Here is a 17873-nt window from a genome sequence, read left to right on the forward strand (position 1 = left end):
GCATCCGCCCATTAGTCTTTCTTGGCCCGTTCAAGGTTCGAGGCTTCGACTGCCTCAATTCAAAAAAATATCAACGCACTCCGTAGCTTGCGAATTCCTGAACGATGTTCGGATCCATCGCCTTGGCATTGGCGATATCCAGCGCCCCTTCCTGGGCGGAGCCATTGCGTTGCTTGGCAAGGCCCCGTCCATAGAGCGATGAAGTGAGGCGCGGGTTGATCTTCAGGGCCGCGTCGAAATCGGCGATGGCATTCTTCACCGCTCCCGACTTGAGGTTCACGAGTCCCCGGCTGTCCAGTGCATCGACGAAGTTCGGCCGAAGCCGCAGTGCCTCGTTGCAATCCTTCAGCGCGCCCTGGAGGTCACCGACCACGGTGCGGGTCCAGCAGCGGTTGTTCAGCGCCTCGACGTCCTTCGAATTGATCCGGATGGTGTCGTCGAAATCCTTGATCGCGAGGTTGTAGGCGCCCTTGCTGGCATAGACCTGGCCGCGCCGGTACAGCGCGTTCACGTCGTCCGGATTGGCGGCGATCTTGGCGGTCAGGCTCTTGATGGTGGGATCGTCAGCCAGGACGGCGGCGCTCGGCCCGCTGTCCGTGCTCGGCGCAGGACCGGGATCGATCGGTTTCACCGGCGGCGGTGGTGGCGGCAGGGCAGCCTCGATCTGCGGCTTCGGCGACGGGGCCGGTGCGGGCGCAGGAGGGGGTGTGGGTGCCGCAGCAGTGTCGGCCGGCTTCGGCGGCGGAGGCGGTGTCGGCGGGGCGGGTGGTGCCGGCGGCGGGTTGTTGGCGATGACGGCCGGCGCAGCGGGAGGCGCGGGCGGCGGCGTCGTTGCGGGACGCGATCCGCCGGCGCCCGGAATGAACGAGAAATCTTCGGCCAATGACGAGGAAATCCACGGCACCTGCTCGCCGCGAGAGGCACGGGTGACGCCCATCTTGGTACGGTTCAGCGTCTCTTCGGCCATCAGGTCGGGAACGCGGATCTCCTTCAACAGCTCCTGGACGAACAGGCTGTGGTCGCCACCGGCGTCCGAGACCACCGAGGCCAGCGCCGCCGAATACATCACCAGCGTGCCGTTGGGCGCGATGACCGGGGTCAGGCCGGCCGAGAAGCTGCGGAACCGGCGCTCGAACGGATTGCGCCTGGACGCATCGATCAGCGCGATCTTGACGCCGGCGCCGCGGCTGTTGAGCTCGCCGAGCACGGTCTCGAGGCTGAAACCATCGCGGCGCACGTCGGACTCCGTCCAGATCTGCGCATCGACCGGCAGCAAGTAGCTTTGGCGCGCCGACTGGATGCCGAAACCGCTGAAGAACACCAGCGCCACCGATCCCGGCTTGATCTTGCCGTAGAGCTTGTCGAAGGCGCGGCGCATCGCGTCGCCGGTCAGGTTCTCGCCGATCTCGACCGAGAAGCCGTCCCGCTTGAGCTCATCGGCCACGTCGCGCGCGTCGTTGATCGGTTCCTTCAGCGGAGCATCCGCATCCGGATATTTGGCGTTGCCGATGACCAGCGCAAAACGGTCGCCGGCCGCAAAGGATGGGGCAGTCGGGACAAGCGAGACGAGCAAGGGCAGAAGAAAAAAGAAGCGAATTTTCATAATCAGCGCGGTCCAGCCAAAAAGGCGCCGTTCCAGCTTGCGCCGCGGCGACCTTAACTTACGCTTCTTGCATTATCAAACCGGGGACGGGGGGCGTCAACCGCTTGGAGATTCGGCATTATCGTAGCGATTGACCGCAACGTATGGGCGTGCCGCGAGGGGATAGACGGGCTGTCATGACGGTACTCGGCGCGGCCTGGTTCGATCCTATCGGCAGCATGTTAGGGCAACCATGGCGACGAAAAATGTGATTGGTCTCACATTGCAGGGCCGGCTCCCGACGCAACGCCCCGTTTGACCTTTCCTGCCGACGATGGCTTGGTGTGCTCGATCGTCCCAAAAGATCCGACTCAGAAAAGCAAGACCATGGGAAACGTCTACGAAATCTACGCCCTGCGCTACGCGACGATGTCGCCGCGCACCCCCAGCATGAACTTCCTGCTACCCGATCCACATGACAGTGCGGCGCAGGACCTCGACTATTTCGTCTGGCTGATCCGAGGGCACGGCCGCGACATTCTGGTCGACACCGGCTTCAATGCCGAGGAGGCGAGCGCGCGGGCGCGCAAGCTGACGCTCAACCCGGTCGATGCGCTGGAGCGTTTCGGCATCACCGCATCTGCGATTCGCGACGTCATCGTGACGCATCTGCATTACGACCATGCCGGCAATCTCGACCGCTTCCCGAATGCGCGCTTCCATCTCCAGGAGCGCGAGATGGCTTACGCGACCGGCCGCTGCATGTGCAACGGCCTGTTGCGACATCCGTTCTCGGTCGAGCACGTCACGCAGATGGTGCGCCACGTCTATGGCGAGCGCGTCAGCTTCTATTCGGGTGACGGCGAGGTTGCTCCGGGCGTAACCGTGCATCGCGTCGGCGGCCATTCCGACGGCTTGCAGGTGGTCAGGGTCGCAACCGCGCGCGGCCCGGTGGTGCTGGCATCCGATGCTGCGCATTACTATGCCAATCTGCAGCGCAGGAGCCCGTTCCCGATCGTCTACAATGTCGGCGACATGGCGCAGGGCTGGGAGACGATCGAGCGCCTTGCCGGCCATCCCGACAGGTTCATTCCCGGACATGATCCGATCGTGACGGAGATCTATCCGCGCGCCAGCGAGAAGGTCGACGCCTGGGCGCTGCATTTGCCGCCGACGCGATCTTTCGCGAAATAGGAAGTTGTCATTCCGGGGCGCGCGCAGCGCGAGCCTGCAATGACGGAGGGGCTAATACGCCTGCTTGGCGTCGGCCTCTTCGCTGGTCTGGATCAGATCGAGGCTCTGCTCGATCTTGCCGAGCAGGGCCGAGAGTTGCCTGCGCTCCTGCGCGGAAAGGCAAGCGAGGATCTCGTCTTCCCGCCGCAGCAATTGCGGGAAGAGCTCTTCGTAGAGCGCTCGGCCTTTCCTCGTCAGTTGCAGCCGGAATTCGCGGCGGTCGGCCTCGTTCTCGACCCGTTCAATCAGATCGTCGTTGAGCAGCGTGGTCACCGCGCGGCTGATGGTGGATTTGTGCGTGCGGGTGCATTGCGCGATGTACTGCGCGCTGCAGGCATCGTTGCGGAAGCCGAGCGTGGCGATCACGCGCCAGGCCGGAATGTCGAGGCCATGCCGTTCCTGATATTCGACCGAAAGCGCGGAGCTGACTTCCGCTGCGAGCCGGTTGAGGCGGAACGGCACGAACTTGAACAGGTCGAGCCGTGGCTTTGGCCGCGCCGAAGTCTCGCGCGCCTTCAGCGCGATGTCGCTGGATGTCCTTGCCAAGGAAAGCGCTCCGAATTCCAGTTGACGGCCGGCCGGCTCCGGTCCAAAATAGTTGCACGTGAGACTATCTAGCAGATCAGTCCTCTCCTGACCAGAGCCGAGGTTAGTGCATGGCACAGGCCAAATCCCAGTTCGGCTATCGACGCCACCCCGATCAGGATCGTTCCGGCCAGAGCCCGGCCGAGCACGCGGTCGTGGTGGTCGGTGCGGGCCCTGTTGGGCTGTCGCTCGCGATCGATCTTGCTCAGCGCGGCCAGCGTGTCGTCCTTCTGGATGATGCCGACCGCATCGGCGAGGGCTCCCGCGCGATCTGCTTCTCGAAGCGCTCGCTGGAATATTGGGACCGGCTCGGCGTCGGCGACCGCATGGTCGACAAGGGCGTGGTGTGGAGCGTCGGCCGCATCTTCCACGGCGAATCCCAACTTTACCAATTCAATCTTCTGCCGGAGGACGGCCACAAGCGGCCGGCCTTCATCAATCTCCAGCAATATTACGCCGAGGCCTATCTGGTCGATCGCATCGACGATCTGCCTGAGATCGACCTGCGCTGGCGCAACAAGGTGACGGCGCTCGAGCAACGCAACGGTTCCGTCGCGTTGACGATCGAGACGCCCGAGGGCGCGTACCGCGTGCTCGCCCAATATGTCATCGCCTGCGACGGCGCGCGCTCCTCGCTGCGGCAGATGGTCGGCGCAGAGTTCGCCGGACAGGTATTCGAGGATCAGTTCCTCATTGCCGACGTCAAGATGACTGCGGAATTCCCGACCGAGCGCTGGTTCTGGTTCGATCCGCCGTTCCATGCCGGGCGTTCGGCGCTGCTGCACCGGCAGCCCGACGATGTCTGGCGCATCGACCTCCAGCTCAACCGCTACGCTGATCCCGTCGTCGAGAAGAAGCCCGAGAACGTGCGGCCGCGGATCGCGCGTATGCTCGGCCACGACAAGTTCGCGTTCGAGTGGATCTCGCTCTACAAATTCCAGTGCCGGCGGATGGACCGCTTCATCCATGGCCGCGTGGTCTTTGCCGGCGATTCCGCGCATCAGGTCTCGCCCTTCGGCGCACGCGGCGCCAATTCCGGGCTGGAAGACGCCGAAAACCTATCCTGGAAGCTCAACCGGGTGCTGCGCGGGACCTCGCCCGCGAGCCTGCTCGAGAGCTATCACATTGAGCGTAGCGCAGCCGCCGACGAGAACATCCGCGAATCGACCCGCTCGACCGATTTCATGGCGCCGAACTCACATCAGGAGGCACGGCTGCGCAAGGCGGTGCTGTCGCTGGCGAAGGAGACGGAGTTCGGCAAGCGCATGGTCAATGGCGGCCGGCTTTCGGTGCCATGCAGCTATGATTCCCCCTTGTCCTCACTCGACGCGGATACGTGGCACGGCGGACCGTCGCCCGGCTGTTCCATGCTCGACGCTCCCGTCACGACGCCGGCCGGCGAGCAGATCTATCTGACGGATGCCTTCCGCAAGGGTGGAACGGACTTCACCCTGCTGTCGTTCAGCAATGGTGCGGCCATCGATGCGCCCGATGGCGTCAAGGGCATCCGCATCGGCGGCGAGGGCGGGTTTGCCGATCCCTCGGGCTTGGTCGCAAAGCGCTACGGCGCCGAACCGGGCGCCGCCTATCTGCTGAGGCCGGATGGTTATGTCGCGGCGCGCTTCCACCATCCGACGCGTGCGACGATCGCGGCAGCGCTGGCGCGTGCCGAAGGCTTGTATTGAGGTTCGCATGCCGCTTTCCACCAGCTCCAACTTCGCACGTCCCGACGACGCCTTCCGCGCCATCGTCGAGGCGCATCGCGGGCTCACCGAGGAGCAGAGCGCCGATCTCGATTCGGCGCTGGTGCTGATCCTCGCCAACCATATCGGCGATATCGACGTGCTGCAGGAGGCGATCGGGCTGGCGAAGCGCCGCATGATCGACGGTCAGCAGCAACAACAGCAACAGCAATAAACCTGTAAGGACGAATTGATGGCGAAGAACTTCGCATCCACCGGCGATCTCTCCGAGAAGAAGATCACCTTCTCCGAGATCGGTACGGACCTCTATGCCTTCACCGCCGAGGGCGATCCGAACACCGCCGTCATCGTCGGCGACGACAGCTGCCTCGTGTTCGACGCGCAGGCGACGCCCGCGATGGCGAACAAGGTGATCGAGCGCGTGCGTGCCGTCACCGACAAGCCGATCAAATATGTCGTGCTGTCGCACTATCACGCCGTGCGCGTGCTTGGCGCCTCTGCTTACAAGGCGCAGGGCATCGTCGCCTCGCAGGAGACCTATCGGCTGATCGAGGAGCGCGGCAAGCAGGACTGGGATTCCGAATATGGCCGCTTCCCGCGGCTGTTCCAGGATGCGCAAAGCATTCCCGGCCTGACCTGGCCGACGCTGACCTTCGAAGGCGAGATGACGATTTACCTCGGCAAGCGTGAGGTTCGCCTGATGCAGCTGGGCGCCGGCCACACCTCCGGCGACATCGTCGCCTGGGTGCCGGACGCGGAGGTGATGTTCTCCGGCGACCTGATCGAATATCACTCGGCCTGCTATTGCGGCGATGCGCATTTACGCGAATGGCCGATGACGTTGAACGAGATCCGCAACTTCAATCCCAAGGCGATCGCGCCGGGCCGCGGCGATGCGCTGAAGGGCACAGCCACGGTGCGCGAGGCCATCGCGATGACGCGCGACTTCGTCACCTCGCTCTATGGCGCGGCCGAAATCTCCGTTGCCCGGGGCCGCACGCTGAAGGAATCGATGGCGGCGACGCGCGAGGTGATGGATCCGAAATTTTCCAGCTTCGCCATCTACGAGCACTGCCTGCCGTTCAACGTGTCGCGCGCCTATGACGAGGCGTCGGGGATCGACGACCCCGTGATCTGGACCGACAAGCGCGACCAGGAAATGTGGGCTGCCTTGCAAGGAGGAGGATAGTCATGAACATCAATACCTCGCCTGACCAGATCATCCGCAGCTCGGCCCAGGTGACGCCGGGTTACATGTCCGGCTTCGGCAACAGCTTTGAGACCGAGGCGCTGCCGGGCGCGTTGCCGATCGGGCGCAACTCGCCGCAGCGTTGCGCCTACGGGCTCTATGCCGAGCAGCTCTCGGGCTCGCCTTTCACCGCGCCGCGCGGCGCCAATGAGCGCTCCTGGCTGTACCGCATCCGGCCCTCGGTAAAGCATTCCGGCCGCTTCGAGAAGGTCGATGCCGGCCTGTGGCGCTCGGCACCGTGCCATGAATACGAGCTGCCGATCGCGCAGCTGCGCTGGGATCCGACGCCGCTCCCCAAGGAGGATGTCACCTTCGTTGAGGGCGTGCAGACCATGACGACGGCGGGTGACGTGAACACCCAGGCCGGCATGGCCGCGCATGTCTACCTCATCACCAAATCGATGGTGGATCAGCATTTCTACAATGCCGACGGCGAGCTGATGTTCGTGCTCCAGCAGGGCGTCTTGCGCCTCGTCACGGAATTCGGCCGCATCGACGCCGAGCCCGGCGAGATCGTGGTGATCCCGCGCGGAGTCAAGTTCCGGGTCGAGATTCCGAATGGCCCGGCGCGCGGCTATCTCTGCGAAAATTACGGCGGTGCGTTCACCCTGCCGGAGCGCGGTCCGATCGGTGCCAACTGCCTCGCGAACGCGCGTGACTTCCTCACGCCGGTCGCGAACTACGAGGACAAGGACACGCCGACCGAACTGTTCGTGAAGTGGGGCGGTTCGCTGTTCAAGACCACGCTGCCGCATTCGCCGATCGACGTCGTCGCCTGGCACGGCAATTATGCGCCGTACAAATATGATCTGCGCACCTTCTCTCCCGTCGGCGCGATCGGCTTCGACCATCCCGATCCCTCGATTTTCACGGTGCTGACCTCGCCGTCGGAGACCGCGGGCACCGCGAACATCGATTTCGTGATCTTCCCCGAGCGCTGGATGGTCGCCGAGAACACCTTCCGTCCGCCCTGGTACCACATGAACATCATGAGCGAGTTCATGGGCCTGATCTACGGCGTCTACGACGCCAAGCCGCAAGGTTTCGTCCCCGGCGGCATGAGCCTGCACAATTGCATGCTGCCGCACGGTCCCGACCGCGACGCTTTCGAGCACGCCAGCAATGGCGAATTGAAGCCGGTGAAGCTGACGGGCACCATGGCCTTCATGTTCGAGACCCGCTACCCGCAGCGCGTCACCGCGCATGCGGCGAAATCATCGACGCTCCAGGACGACTATGCCGATTGCTGGAACGGACTGGAGAAGCGGTTCGATCCGAGCCGGCCGTAGTTACTTCGTCATTCCGGGATGCGCCGAAGGCGCAGGCCCGGAATCCATACTCACGATCGTGGTTATGGATTCCGGGCTCGCGCTCCGCGCGCCCCGGAATGACGGCGAAGAAACTGTAAAAAAACATCCGGCAGGAAGCCAATGCCCCACCCCAACGACCCCAGCCTCCGCTCCTTCATCGACGTCGATCCCGCCTCCGACTTCCCGATCCAGAACCTGCCCTATGGCGTGTTCTCGGCGAATGGATTGGCGCCGCGCGTCGGTGTCGCCATCGGCGCCTACATTCTCGATCTCTGGGAGCTCGAGCAGGATGGCCGCCTCGATGTCGGACAGCCGGGGATCTTTGCGGCAGGCAGCCTGAACCCGTTCATGTCGTTGGGCCCGAAAGTGTGGTCGACGACCCGCGCGCGGATCAGCGAACTCCTGAGGCACGACAATCCCGAATTGCGCGACAATGACGAGTTGCGCAAGCTGGCCCTGGTTCCCATGTCGGCTGCCAAACTGCATCTGCCCTTCACCGTCTCCGGCTACACCGACTTCTATTCCTCGAAAGAGCACGCCACCAATGTCGGCGTGATGTTCCGCGGCAAGGACAACGCGCTGCAGCCAAACTGGCTGCATATGCCCATCGCTTACAACGGCCGGGCCTCGACCGTGGTCGTGTCAGGCACCAAGGTGAAGCGCCCGCGCGGGCAGCTGAAGCCGCCGAATGTGGAGCTGCCGAGCTTTGCGCCGTGCAAGCGGCTCGATTTCGAGCTGGAGATGGGCGTCGTCATCGGCCAGCCGTCGCCGATGGGCGGCATGCTCAACGAGGGCCAAGCCGAAGACATGATCTTCGGCTTCGTGTTACTCAACGACTGGAGCGCGCGGGACATCCAGCAATGGGAATATGTGCCGCTCGGGCCGTTTCTCGCCAAGGCGTTTGCGACCTCGATCAGCCCCTGGGTGGTGACGCGCGAGGCGCTGGAGCCGTTCCGGCTGAAGGGGCCGGAGCAGGAGCCGGTGCCGCTCGACTATCTCAAGCAGACGAAGCCGCAGAACTATGATGTCGAGCTGGATGTGTCCTTGCGCGCTGCGGGCGCCAATGCACCCGCCAGCATCAGTCGCACCAATTTCAAGTACATGTACTGGTCCTCGGTGCAGCAGCTCATGCACCACGCTTCCAGCGGCTGCGCCATGAATGTCGGCGATCTCTTAGGGTCCGGCACCATCTCCGGCCCCGAGAAGGACCAGCGCGGCAGTCTTCTGGAGATCAGCTGGAATGGCACCGAGCCGGTCGACCTGCCTGGCGGCGCCAAGCGCTCGTTCCTGGAAGACGGCGACAGCCTCGTCATGCGCGGCTGGTGCCAGGGCAATGGCTATCGCGTCGGCTTCGGCGAGGTCGAGGGGACGATTCTGCCGGCGGAGTAGGGTCACCGTCATTCCGGGGCGATGCGAAGCATCGAACTACGGTGCGCGATTGCGCACCTGAGAATCTCGAGGTTCCGGGTTCGCGCTTTGCGCGCCCCGGAACGACGGCCCCGTAACTACCGCCTCTCCGGCGGCACGTCCTTGATCCTCGCGCAATGCGCCGCGACATCCTCCACGCTGTACTTCAAATGCACCCGCTTGTCGGACGGCGCCTGCTTGTTCGTGCACACGCCGGGGCGCCACTCCCGCGTCGGTCTGATCGGGCGCGGGGCGAAACCGCCGCCGCAATTCGGGCAGACGTTGAACAGCTTGGTCTCGACGCAATCCGCGCAGAACGTGCATTCATAGGAGCAGATCCGCGCGTCCGTTGCGTTCGGCGGCAGGTCACGGTCGCAAAATTCGCAGTTCGGCCGAAGCTGGAGGGCCATGTCGAATCTCCGCACGTAGAGCCGGATCATCGCAGATCGCGCGCTCCGCGCGAATGCCATAGTTCCCTCGATTTCAGCCGGCCCTGGTTTCCTTGAGCGGGAGCCGTGAGCTTTCCTTGAGCCTGTCGAGCACGATCGAGGAGCGCACATGCGCCACGCTCTGGTGCGGCATCAAGACGTCGTTGACGAGGTTGGAGAGGCCCTTGAGGTCGCGCAGCACGGCTTTCAACACATAGTCGGCGTCGCCCGTGAGCGAATACGCTTCCTGGATCTCGTCGATCCGGTTCACCAGCGCGCGAAAACGCTTGGAGTTATCCGGCGAATGCGTGGCCAACGTCACCTGGATGAAGGCGATCACGCCGAAGCCGAGCGCCTCGCTGGAGAGGTCGGCATGATAGCCCGCGATCACCTTCTCCTCCTCCAGCCGCATCCGCCGGCGCGAGCATTGCGAGGCGGAGAGGCCAGCGAGCTCGGCGAGCTCCTGGTTGGTGAGGCGGCCGTCGTCCTGGAGTGCGCCCAGGATCTTGAGGTCGAAGGCGTCCACGGGAATCATGCGTCAATCGTCCATTTCTTGCACAAAGCGTGCATAGGGTAGCGAAATCGCGTCCCGTTTGCACGCCCCTTGCGCATGCTATGAAGGATAGTTCCTCCCGGCAGCAAATTGGGAGAACAGCATGGGTCCGTTTCCGCACGATGCACCGCCGGCCACGATCAGCGCCGACAATCCGATGGGCACCGACGGGTTCGAGTTCGTCGAATATGCGCATCCCAATCCGGAAGAGCTGCACGCGCTGTTCAAGCTGATGGGCTATGCGCCCGTCGCGCGCCACAGGACCAGGAAGATCACGGTCTACCGCCAGGGCGACATCAACTATCTCGTCAACGAGCAGCCCGGAACCCACGGCTACGAGTTCGTCGCCGCACATGGCCCCTGCGCGCCGTCGATGGCCTTTCGCGTCGTCGACGCGAAGGCGGCCTATGACCGCGCGATTTCGCTCGGCGCCGAACCTGCCGATGTGCCATCGGCGCAGAAAACGCTCGATGTCCCCGCGATCAAGGGGATCGGAGGCAGCCTGCTTTATCTCGTCGACCGCTACGGCGCCAACGGCTCGGCCTATGATGCCGAGTTCGAATGGCTCGGCGCACGCGATCCACGGCCGGTCGGCGCCGGCCTGTTCTATCTCGACCATCTCACCCACAACGTTCATCGCGGCCGCATGGACGTCTGGGCCGGCTTCTATGAGAAGCTGTTCAACTTCCGCCAGATCCGTTTCTTCGACATCGAGGGCCGCGCCTCCGGCCTGTTCTCGCGCGCGCTGACGAGCCCGGACGGCAAGATCAGGATTCCGATCAACGAGGACGCCGGCGAGTCTGGCCAGATCGAGGAATATCTCAAGACCTATCGCGGCGAGGGCATCCAGCACATCGCCTGCGGCTGCCGCGACATCTATCGCACCATCGAAGACCTGCGAGAGGCCGGCCTGCCCTTCATGCCGTCGCCGCCCGACACCTATTTCGAGAAGATCGATGCGCGCTTGCCCAAGCATGGGGAAGACGTCGTGCGGCTCCGGAAGAACGGCATCCTGATCGATGGCGAGGGCGTCGTCGAGGGCGGCCAGACCAAGGTGCTGCTGCAGATCTTCTCCGCCAACGCGATCGGCCCGATCTTCTTCGAGTTCATCCAGCGTAAGGGCGACGACGGCTTCGGCGAGGGCAATTTCAAGGCCCTGTTCGAATCGATCGAGGAGGATCAGATCCGGCGCGGGGTGCTGAAGGTGGATAGCGCGGCGTAGGTCGCGCGGCGCGTGCGGGCACAGCTGCCGCGTCACAACAGCTGTAGTAGGGTGGGCAAAGCGACTTGTCCGCCGTAGCTCGAAGAGCGAAGGCGGAAGCGTGCCCACCACCTCTATGGGAATTGCGGAGTGATGGTGGGCACGGCGCGTCGCGCCTTTGCCCACCCTACAGGTCTGTGCGCTGGGCTACTTCGCCGCCTTCCACGCCTGCATCACCGCGGCGATCTCCGCCGGCTCCGGCTCCCGCACCGTCGAGGGCGTGCGCGAGAAGCGCGGTGCCGGCCCCGGCTGCTTGATGCCGTGACGCTCCACGAAGACCTTTCGCGCGACCATGTGCGGATGCTTTGTCGCCTCCGACATGGTCAGCACCGGCGCGAAGCAGATGTCGGTGCCTTCCATGATCTTGCACCAGTCCTCGCGCGTCTTGCTCTTGAACACCGTCTTGAGCTTCTCCTTCAGCGCGGGCCAGGCCTTGGGATCCATCTGCGCGTCGAAATCGGCGTCGGTGAGCCCGGCGTGCTCGCGCAGCAGCGCATAGAATTGCGGCTCGATCGAGCCGATCGAGACGAAATGGCCACAGGCGCATTCATAGACGCCGTAGAAATGCGCGCCGCCATCGAGGAAGTTCTGGTTGCGCCCCTCGGACCAGCGTCCCATCGCTGTCATGTCGAAGAAGAATGACATCAGCGACGCCGCGCCGTCACACATGGCGGCATCGACGACCTGGCCTTTACCGGACTTCTGCGCCTCCAGGAGCGCCGCGAGCACGCCGACGACGAGATAAAGTGCGCCGCCCCCGAAATCGCCGACCAGATTGAGCGGCGGCACTGGCGCCTCCTTCGTGCCGATCGCGGCAAGCGCACCGGTGATGGAGATGTAGTTGATGTCATGCCCCGCAGAGTTGGCGAGCGGGCCTTCCTGGCCCCAGCCGGTCATGCGGCCATAGACGAGTTTTGGGTTGCGCGCGAGGACCAATTCGGGCCCGAGCCCGAGCCGCTCCATCACGCCGGGACGGAAGCCCTCGACCAGGGCATCGGCGCTGGCAAGCAGGTCGAGCACCTGTGCAATCGCGGCCTTGTCCTTGAGGTCGAGCTCGATCACCTTGCGGCCGCGGCCGGCGACGGATTTCATGCTTTTCTTCGCACCGACGCGATCGAGCGTGACGACGTCGGCGCCCATGTCGGCCAGCATCATGCAGGCGAACGGACCAGGTCCGATGCCGGCGAATTCGACGATGCGAAAGCCCGAGAGCGGCCCGGAGGCGCGGACGGATGAGGTGGGGGCTGATTTATCGAGCACGTTGTTGTTTCCTCGGGTCGCGGGCAGGTGCCGGTGATCCGGCAAACGCCTCACGTTGCTCTTGGGGGCGAGTTAATTGGCTGATTAACTTTTCTCGCCTTCACGTCAGCGAGGCAAGCGGTTTTCATGCCGCATGGCCAAATAAAAACGGCGCGCACCGAAGTGCGCGCCGCGGAAAATTTGCGTGGAGGCGCTATCAGCGCGCAGCGGCGACCGCGCGCTGGGCCATCACCTTGACGAGATTGGCGCGGTACTCCGCCGTGCCGTGGATATCGGCCAGCAGTCCGTTCGCCGAAATCGCCACGTTGTCGATCGCCGAGGGCGACCAGTTCGCCTTCAGCGCGGCTTCGATCGCGGGTACGCGCATCACGCCGCTCTGCGAGGCACCGGTGGCGGCCACCCGAACCTCGCCCGACTTGGTCTGCGCGACGAACACGCCGGTCAGCGCGAAGCGCGAGGCCGGATGCCGCATCTTTTCGTAGCCTGCCTTCGCCGGCACCGGGAATGACACGGCGGTGATGATCTCGCCGTCTTCGAGCGCCGTGGTGAACAGGCCCTTGAAGAAGTCATCCGCCGAGATCGACCGCTTGTTGGTCTTCACGGTGGCGCCGAGCGCGAGCAGCGCGGCCGGGAAATCCGCGGCAGGATCGTTGTTCGCAATCGAGCCGCCGATCGTGCCGCGGTAGCGCACCGCGGGATCGCCGAGCACCGAGGTGAGATAGGCGATCGCGGGGATCGCCTTCTTCACATCGGCATTCTGCATGATGTCGTAATAGGTCGTGGCGGCCTTGATGGTCAGTACGTCGCCCGACAGTTCGATACCCTGCAACTCCTTGATCTTGCCGAGGTCGATGACGTCCGACGGTGCGGCGAGCCGCTGCTTCATGACCGGCAGCAGCGTCTGGCCGCCGGCAAGGAACTTCGCCTCGCTGCTCTTGCCGAACAGGCTGACGGCTTCGTCGACCGAGGAGGCGCGATGATAGGTGGTCTGGTACATCTTCGTTCCTCCCTCTTAAGCCGCGTGTACCGTGCGCCACACCCGATCAGGGGTTGCGGGCATTTCCAGATTGTTCTTGCCGATCGCGTCCGTGATCGCGTTGATCACGGCCGCTGACGCCCCGATCGCGCCGGCCTCACCGCAGCCCTTGATGCCGAGCGGATTGCCCGGACACAACGTCGTGGTGTGGGAAAGGTTGAACGAGGGCAAATCGTCGGCGCGCGGCATGGCATAGTCCATGAACGAGGCCGTGACCGGCTGGCCGTTGGCATCGTAGATCGCGTGCTCGAGCAGCGCCTGACCGATCCCTTGCGCGAGACCGCCATGGACCTGGCCCTCGACGATCATCGGATTGATCAGCCGGCCGAAATCGTCGGCCGCGACGAAGTTGACGAAGGAGGTCTTGCCGGTGCCGGGATCGACCTCGAGCTCGCAGATATAGGCGCCGGCCGGGAAGGTGAAGTTGGTCGGGTCGTAGAAGGCGCTCTCCTTCAGGCCCGGCTCCATCCCGTCAGGCAGATTGTGTGCGGTGTAGGCCGCGAGCGCGACCATCGGCAGGGCGATCGCCTTGTCGGTGCCGGTCACCTTGAACTCGCCGTTCTCGATGACGATGTCGGCTTCCGAGGCTTCCAGCGCATGCGCCGCGATCTTCTTGGCCTTGGATTCCATCTTCTCCATGGCCTTCAGGATCGCAGTGAGGCCGACGGCCGCGGAGCGCGAGCCGTAGGTGCCCATGCCGAACTGCACCTTGTCGGTGTCGCCATGGACGATCGAGACCTGGCTGATCGGAATGCCCAGCCGTTCCGCGACGAGCTGGCAGAAGGTGGTCTCGTGACCCTGGCCGTGGCTGTGCGATCCCGTGAGGATCTCGATGGTGCCGACCGGGTTGACGCGCACCTCGGCCGATTCCCACAGGCCGACGCCGGCGCCCAGGCTGCCGACCGCCTTCGACGGCGCGATGCCGCAGGCCTCGATGTAGCAGGACACGCCGATGCCGCGCAGCTTGCCGTCGGCCTTCGCCTTGGCCTTGCGGGCGGGGAAGCCGGCATAGTCGATCGCCTTCATCGCGGCATCGAGCGAAGCGTTGAAGTCGCCGGTGTCGTAAGCCATGATCACCGGCGTCTGGTGCGGGAACTGGGTGATGAAGTTGCTCCGGCGCAGCTCCGCCGGGTCCACCTTCAACTGTCGCGCCGCCGTTTCCATCAGCCGCTCGATCAGATAGCTCGCCTCAGGGCGGCCCGCGCCGCGATAGGCGTCGACCGGCGTGGTGTTGGTGTAGACGCCGATCACCTCGGCATGGATCGCCGGGATGTTGTACTGGCCCGACAGCAGGGTCGCGTAGAGGTAGGTCGGCACCGAGGACGAGAACAGCGACATGTAGGCGCCGAAATTGGCGTAGGTCTTCACCTTCAAGCCGATGATCTTGTTGTTGGCGTCGAACGCCATCTCGGCATGCGTGATGTGGTCGCGGCCATGCGCGTCGGTGAGGAAAGCCTCGGTGCGATCACCCGTCCATTTCACGGGACGCTCGACCTTCTTCGAGGCCCACAGCGCCACCATCTCCTCGGGATAGATGAAGATCTTGGAGCCGAAGCCGCCGCCGACATCGGGGGCGATCACGCGCAGCTTGTGCTCGGGCGCGATGTTGTAGAACGCCGATAGCACGAGGCGGGCGACGTGCGGGTTCTGCGAGGTCGTATATAGAGTGAAGTGCTCCTCCGCCGCGTCGTAATCGGCGATGGCCGCGCGCGGCTCCATCGCGTTCGGGGCGAGACGATTGTTGGTGACGTCGAGCTTCACCACATTGGCGGCCTTGGCGAAGGCGGCATCGGTGGCGCCCTCGTCGCCGATGACCCAGTCATAGACCTGGTTGCCGGGCGCTTCGGGGTGAAGCTGGGGCGCGCCGGCCTTGATGGCGGCTTGCATGTCGGCGACCGCGGGAAGCTCCTCGTAATCGACGACGACGGCTTCCGCCGCGTCGCGTGCGAGATTCTTGCTCTCGGCGATGACGACGGCAACGGCCTGGCCGACGAAGCGCACCGTCTCGGGCGCCATTGCCGGCCATGCACCCATCTTCATCGGGCTGCCGTCCTTGGAGGTGATGGCCCAGCCGCAGATGAGGTTGCCGACCTTGTCGTCGACGAGCTGCTTGCCGGTGAGCACCGCGACCACGCCCGGCATCTTCAGTGCGGCGGAGGAGTCGATCCCCTTCACCTTGGCGTGCGCGTGCGGGCTGCGGACGAAATAGGCATGGGTCATGCCCGTCAGCTTGATGTCGTCGACGTAGCGGCCCTTGCCGGTAATGAAACGCTTGTCTTCCTTGCGCACGACGCGTGCGCCGATGCCTTCAACACCCATGACTGGTCCTCCCGACCGGAATTCTTGTTGACCCGCGCTTTCCCTCGAAAGCGGGAGTGGTGATTTCTTGCTTCGCGACGGCCGCTCTACTCGGCCGCCTGCGCGACCTTCATGCGTCCGGCCGCATCCAGCACGGCTTTCACGATGTTGTGGTAGCCGGTGCAGCGGCAGATATTGCCCTCAAGCTCCTGGCGGACGGTGGCTTCGTCGAGCTGGCCACCATGGCGTTGCACGATGTCGATCGCGGACATGATCATGCCCGGCGTGCAATAGCCGCATTGGAGGCCGTGATTGTCGCGGAAGGCAGCCTGCATCGGGTGCAGCTCGTCGCCCTTGGCGATGCCCTCGATCGTGGTGATGCTGGCGCCATCGGCCTGCCCTGCCAGCATCGTGCAGGATTTCACCGCGCGGCCATCCATGTGCACGACGCAGGCGCCGCACTGGCTGGTGTCGCAGCCGACATGGGTTCCGGTGAGGTTGAGGTGATCGCGAAGGAGCTGGACCAGCAGCGTCCGGTCCTCGACGTCGACAGCAACGGCCTTGCCGTTCACTGTCAGGTTGACTTTAGACACGGCGTAGTCCTCCCGGGATTGATTTTGATTGCTTCTAATTAGAGACAGCGGCCCGGAACTTTGCAACTAGGATTTTGGTCGCCGGCGTCATTGAAAAGTCATTGATCCAGTTCGACGCGCGAGGATTTGGGAGGCGGAGCAGCCGGGCTGGCGTGGGATGCCAGCAATCATCTCGATCCAGATCGGCCTTTGGCCGATGCGGCGAGCATCGTGCGGGCCTGCCAAATTTACCGCCCCTTATCGATTCTGCCTTAGTTTTGCGCATCCAGGTCGGGGGGCGGGGCGCCTCCGGATCGCGGCTGAATTAAAAATGGGGGTGGGAATGTCCGGGCGTATCGCGTCGCCGTCTAAGCGTACACTGTTTCCGGCCCTCAGGTTCCGTGCAAAGATCATTCTCGGCTTTGCCGCCGTGCTGGTGATTTCCGCCGGCAGCATGGCTTTCTCCTATTTCGGCTTCGAGCGGGTCGCCTCCGGGGTCGGGTCGTACCGCAGCAGCGTTTCCGAGGCCGATCTCGCCCGCAACATCGATCGCGAGCTGCTCGCCTATCGTTCGGCCGCCCGTTATTTCGTGGTGACCGGCAAGGAAGACGACGCCAAGGCGGCGCTGGATGCTGAAGGCAGCCTGAAGAACGCCATCGACCAGGCGGTGAAGGGCGCCAAGACGCCGGCGCGGCAGGAGAGCCTCGACAAGCTCGCCAAGGAGTTCTCCAACTTCTCCGCGACCTTCGCAAAGGTGCTCAAGGCCAAGCGCGACAGTGCGCTGCTGGTGCAGAACCAGCTCAGCCGCAACGCCAATCTCTTGAAATACAAGCTGGACGATATCGGCAACAACGCCTCCGACTCCGAAGCGCAGGCGATCGAGTTCGGCACGAAGCAGGTCAACGCCCAGTTCCAGACGGCGAGTGCGGCGGCGACCAATTTCGTGCTGACCTCCGACCAGGCGATCGCCACCAGCGCGCTGGCGCGGCTGAAATTCGTCGAGAACTCGCTCGGTGCGATCTATTCCATGGACGACAAGGTCGTCGCCGGCCTGAAGGATGCCAAGGCTCTGCTCGGCGCCTATCGCGAAGCGCTGGAGAAGCTGATCGCCAATGCCAAGCTGGTCGATGATCTCGTCACCGAGATGAACGGCTCCGCCGGTGCGATCCTGCAAGGAGCGACCACGATGAAGGCCGACCTCCTCGCCGAGCAGCAGCGGCTGGATTCGGAGTCGGAGGCGACCATCGGGCGGACCGAGCAGCTGGTGCTGATGCTGGCCGTTGGCGGCACGCTGCTCGGCGCGGTCCTTGCTTTTCTGCTTGGTACCGGCATCTCGCGGCCGATGATCGCGATGTGCAAGGCGATGCGCGAGCTTGCGTCGGGCAATTTCGACGTG

15 protein-coding genes and 1 pseudogene are annotated in these 17873 nt (G+C 64.1%); 8 read left to right on the plus strand and 8 right to left on the minus strand.

Annotated features, from left to right (window positions below; translation table 11 throughout):
- Positions 1 to 70: 70 nt before the first annotated feature.
- Positions 71 to 1603 (minus strand): caspase family protein, encoded by a 1533-nt coding sequence (locus tag ACM42_RS09510; protein ID WP_271527674.1) that lies wholly within the window; start codon positions 1601 to 1603, stop codon positions 71 to 73.
- A gap of 366 nt (positions 1604 to 1969) precedes the next feature.
- Between ACM42_RS09510 and ACM42_RS09515 the strand changes: the two genes are divergently transcribed.
- A complete protein-coding gene (locus ACM42_RS09515) occupies positions 1970 to 2776 on the plus strand; it encodes an N-acyl homoserine lactonase family protein (protein ID WP_271527675.1) in 807 nt (268 codons plus the stop codon).
- A 51-nt stretch (positions 2777 to 2827) separates the two neighbouring features.
- On the opposite strand, the gene ACM42_RS09520 is transcribed toward ACM42_RS09515, so the two are convergent.
- Positions 2828 to 3361, minus strand: coding sequence for a MarR family winged helix-turn-helix transcriptional regulator (locus ACM42_RS09520; RefSeq protein ID WP_028178783.1), 534 nt, complete (start codon positions 3359 to 3361; stop codon positions 2828 to 2830).
- A gap of 110 nt (positions 3362 to 3471) precedes the next feature.
- On the opposite strand from ACM42_RS09520, the gene ACM42_RS09525 reads away from it, so the two are divergent.
- The 5 genes from ACM42_RS09525 to fahA all read left to right on the plus strand — a co-directional run bounded on the left by ACM42_RS09525 (position 3472) and on the right by fahA (position 9051).
- Positions 3472 to 5085, plus strand: a complete 1614-nt coding sequence (locus ACM42_RS09525) for an FAD-dependent oxidoreductase (protein WP_271527676.1) — start codon at positions 3472 to 3474, stop codon at positions 5083 to 5085.
- Positions 5086 to 5092: 7 nt separating this feature from the next.
- Positions 5093 to 5317: a DUF2783 domain-containing protein gene (locus ACM42_RS09530; RefSeq protein ID WP_271527677.1), complete on the plus strand. Its 225-nt coding sequence runs from the start codon at positions 5093 to 5095 to the stop codon at positions 5315 to 5317.
- A gap of 18 nt (positions 5318 to 5335) precedes the next feature.
- A complete protein-coding gene (locus tag ACM42_RS09535; RefSeq protein WP_271527678.1) occupies positions 5336 to 6292 on the plus strand; it encodes an MBL fold metallo-hydrolase in 957 nt (318 codons plus the stop codon).
- Between the two features lie 2 nt (positions 6293 to 6294).
- A complete protein-coding gene (hmgA, locus tag ACM42_RS09540; RefSeq protein ID WP_271527679.1) occupies positions 6295 to 7641 on the plus strand; it encodes a homogentisate 1,2-dioxygenase in 1347 nt (448 codons plus the stop codon).
- 141 nt (positions 7642 to 7782) lie between these two features.
- Positions 7783 to 9051 carry a fumarylacetoacetase gene (gene fahA, locus ACM42_RS09545; RefSeq protein ID WP_271527680.1) on the plus strand — a complete coding sequence of 423 codons (1269 nt, stop codon included), beginning with the start codon at positions 7783 to 7785 and terminating at the stop codon, positions 9049 to 9051.
- A 116-nt stretch (positions 9052 to 9167) separates the two neighbouring features.
- On the opposite strand, the gene ACM42_RS09550 is transcribed toward fahA, so the two are convergent.
- Together ACM42_RS09550 and ACM42_RS09555 are read right to left on the minus strand one after the other, a co-directional pair.
- Positions 9168 to 9479, minus strand: a complete 312-nt coding sequence (locus ACM42_RS09550) for a DUF1272 domain-containing protein (protein WP_271527681.1) — start codon at positions 9477 to 9479, stop codon at positions 9168 to 9170.
- Between the two features lie 73 nt (positions 9480 to 9552).
- Positions 9553 to 10032 (minus strand): Lrp/AsnC family transcriptional regulator, encoded by a 480-nt coding sequence (locus tag ACM42_RS09555; protein ID WP_271527682.1) that lies wholly within the window; start codon positions 10030 to 10032, stop codon positions 9553 to 9555.
- A gap of 121 nt (positions 10033 to 10153) precedes the next feature.
- Here ACM42_RS09555 and hppD point away from each other — a divergent pair, with 121 nt between their 5' ends.
- Positions 10154 to 11272: a 4-hydroxyphenylpyruvate dioxygenase gene (gene hppD, locus ACM42_RS09560; protein WP_271527683.1), complete on the plus strand. Its 1119-nt coding sequence runs from the start codon at positions 10154 to 10156 to the stop codon at positions 11270 to 11272.
- Positions 11273 to 11458: 186 nt separating this feature from the next.
- Here the strand turns inward: hppD and ACM42_RS09565 are convergent, their stop codons facing one another.
- From ACM42_RS09565 to ACM42_RS09580, 4 genes are all read right to left on the minus strand, one after another.
- The gene (locus ACM42_RS09565) at positions 11459 to 12571 is read right to left on the minus strand and encodes a CaiB/BaiF CoA transferase family protein (RefSeq protein ID WP_271527684.1); all 1113 of its coding nucleotides are present in this window, start codon (positions 12569 to 12571) and stop codon (positions 11459 to 11461) included.
- Between the two features lie 196 nt (positions 12572 to 12767).
- Positions 12768 to 13568: an FAD binding domain-containing protein gene (locus ACM42_RS09570; protein WP_271527685.1), complete on the minus strand. Its 801-nt coding sequence runs from the start codon at positions 13566 to 13568 to the stop codon at positions 12768 to 12770.
- 15 nt (positions 13569 to 13583) lie between these two features.
- A complete protein-coding gene (locus ACM42_RS09575) occupies positions 13584 to 15926 on the minus strand; it encodes a xanthine dehydrogenase family protein molybdopterin-binding subunit (protein ID WP_028181082.1) in 2343 nt (780 codons plus the stop codon).
- Positions 15927 to 16012: 86 nt separating this feature from the next.
- Entirely contained in the window at positions 16013 to 16498 is a 486-nt protein-coding gene (locus tag ACM42_RS09580; RefSeq protein WP_028181083.1) for a (2Fe-2S)-binding protein, read from the minus strand.
- A gap of 322 nt (positions 16499 to 16820) precedes the next feature.
- On the opposite strand from ACM42_RS09580, the pseudogene ACM42_RS09585 reads away from it, so the two are divergent.
- A pseudogene (locus ACM42_RS09585) lies at positions 16821 to 17873 on the plus strand (methyl-accepting chemotaxis protein); the annotation flags it as partial.

Origin of the sequence: Bradyrhizobium sp. CCBAU 25338, assembly GCF_028128965.1 — a bacterium.
In the GTDB taxonomy this organism is placed as follows: Bacteria; Pseudomonadota; Alphaproteobacteria; order Rhizobiales; family Xanthobacteraceae; genus Bradyrhizobium; species Bradyrhizobium liaoningense.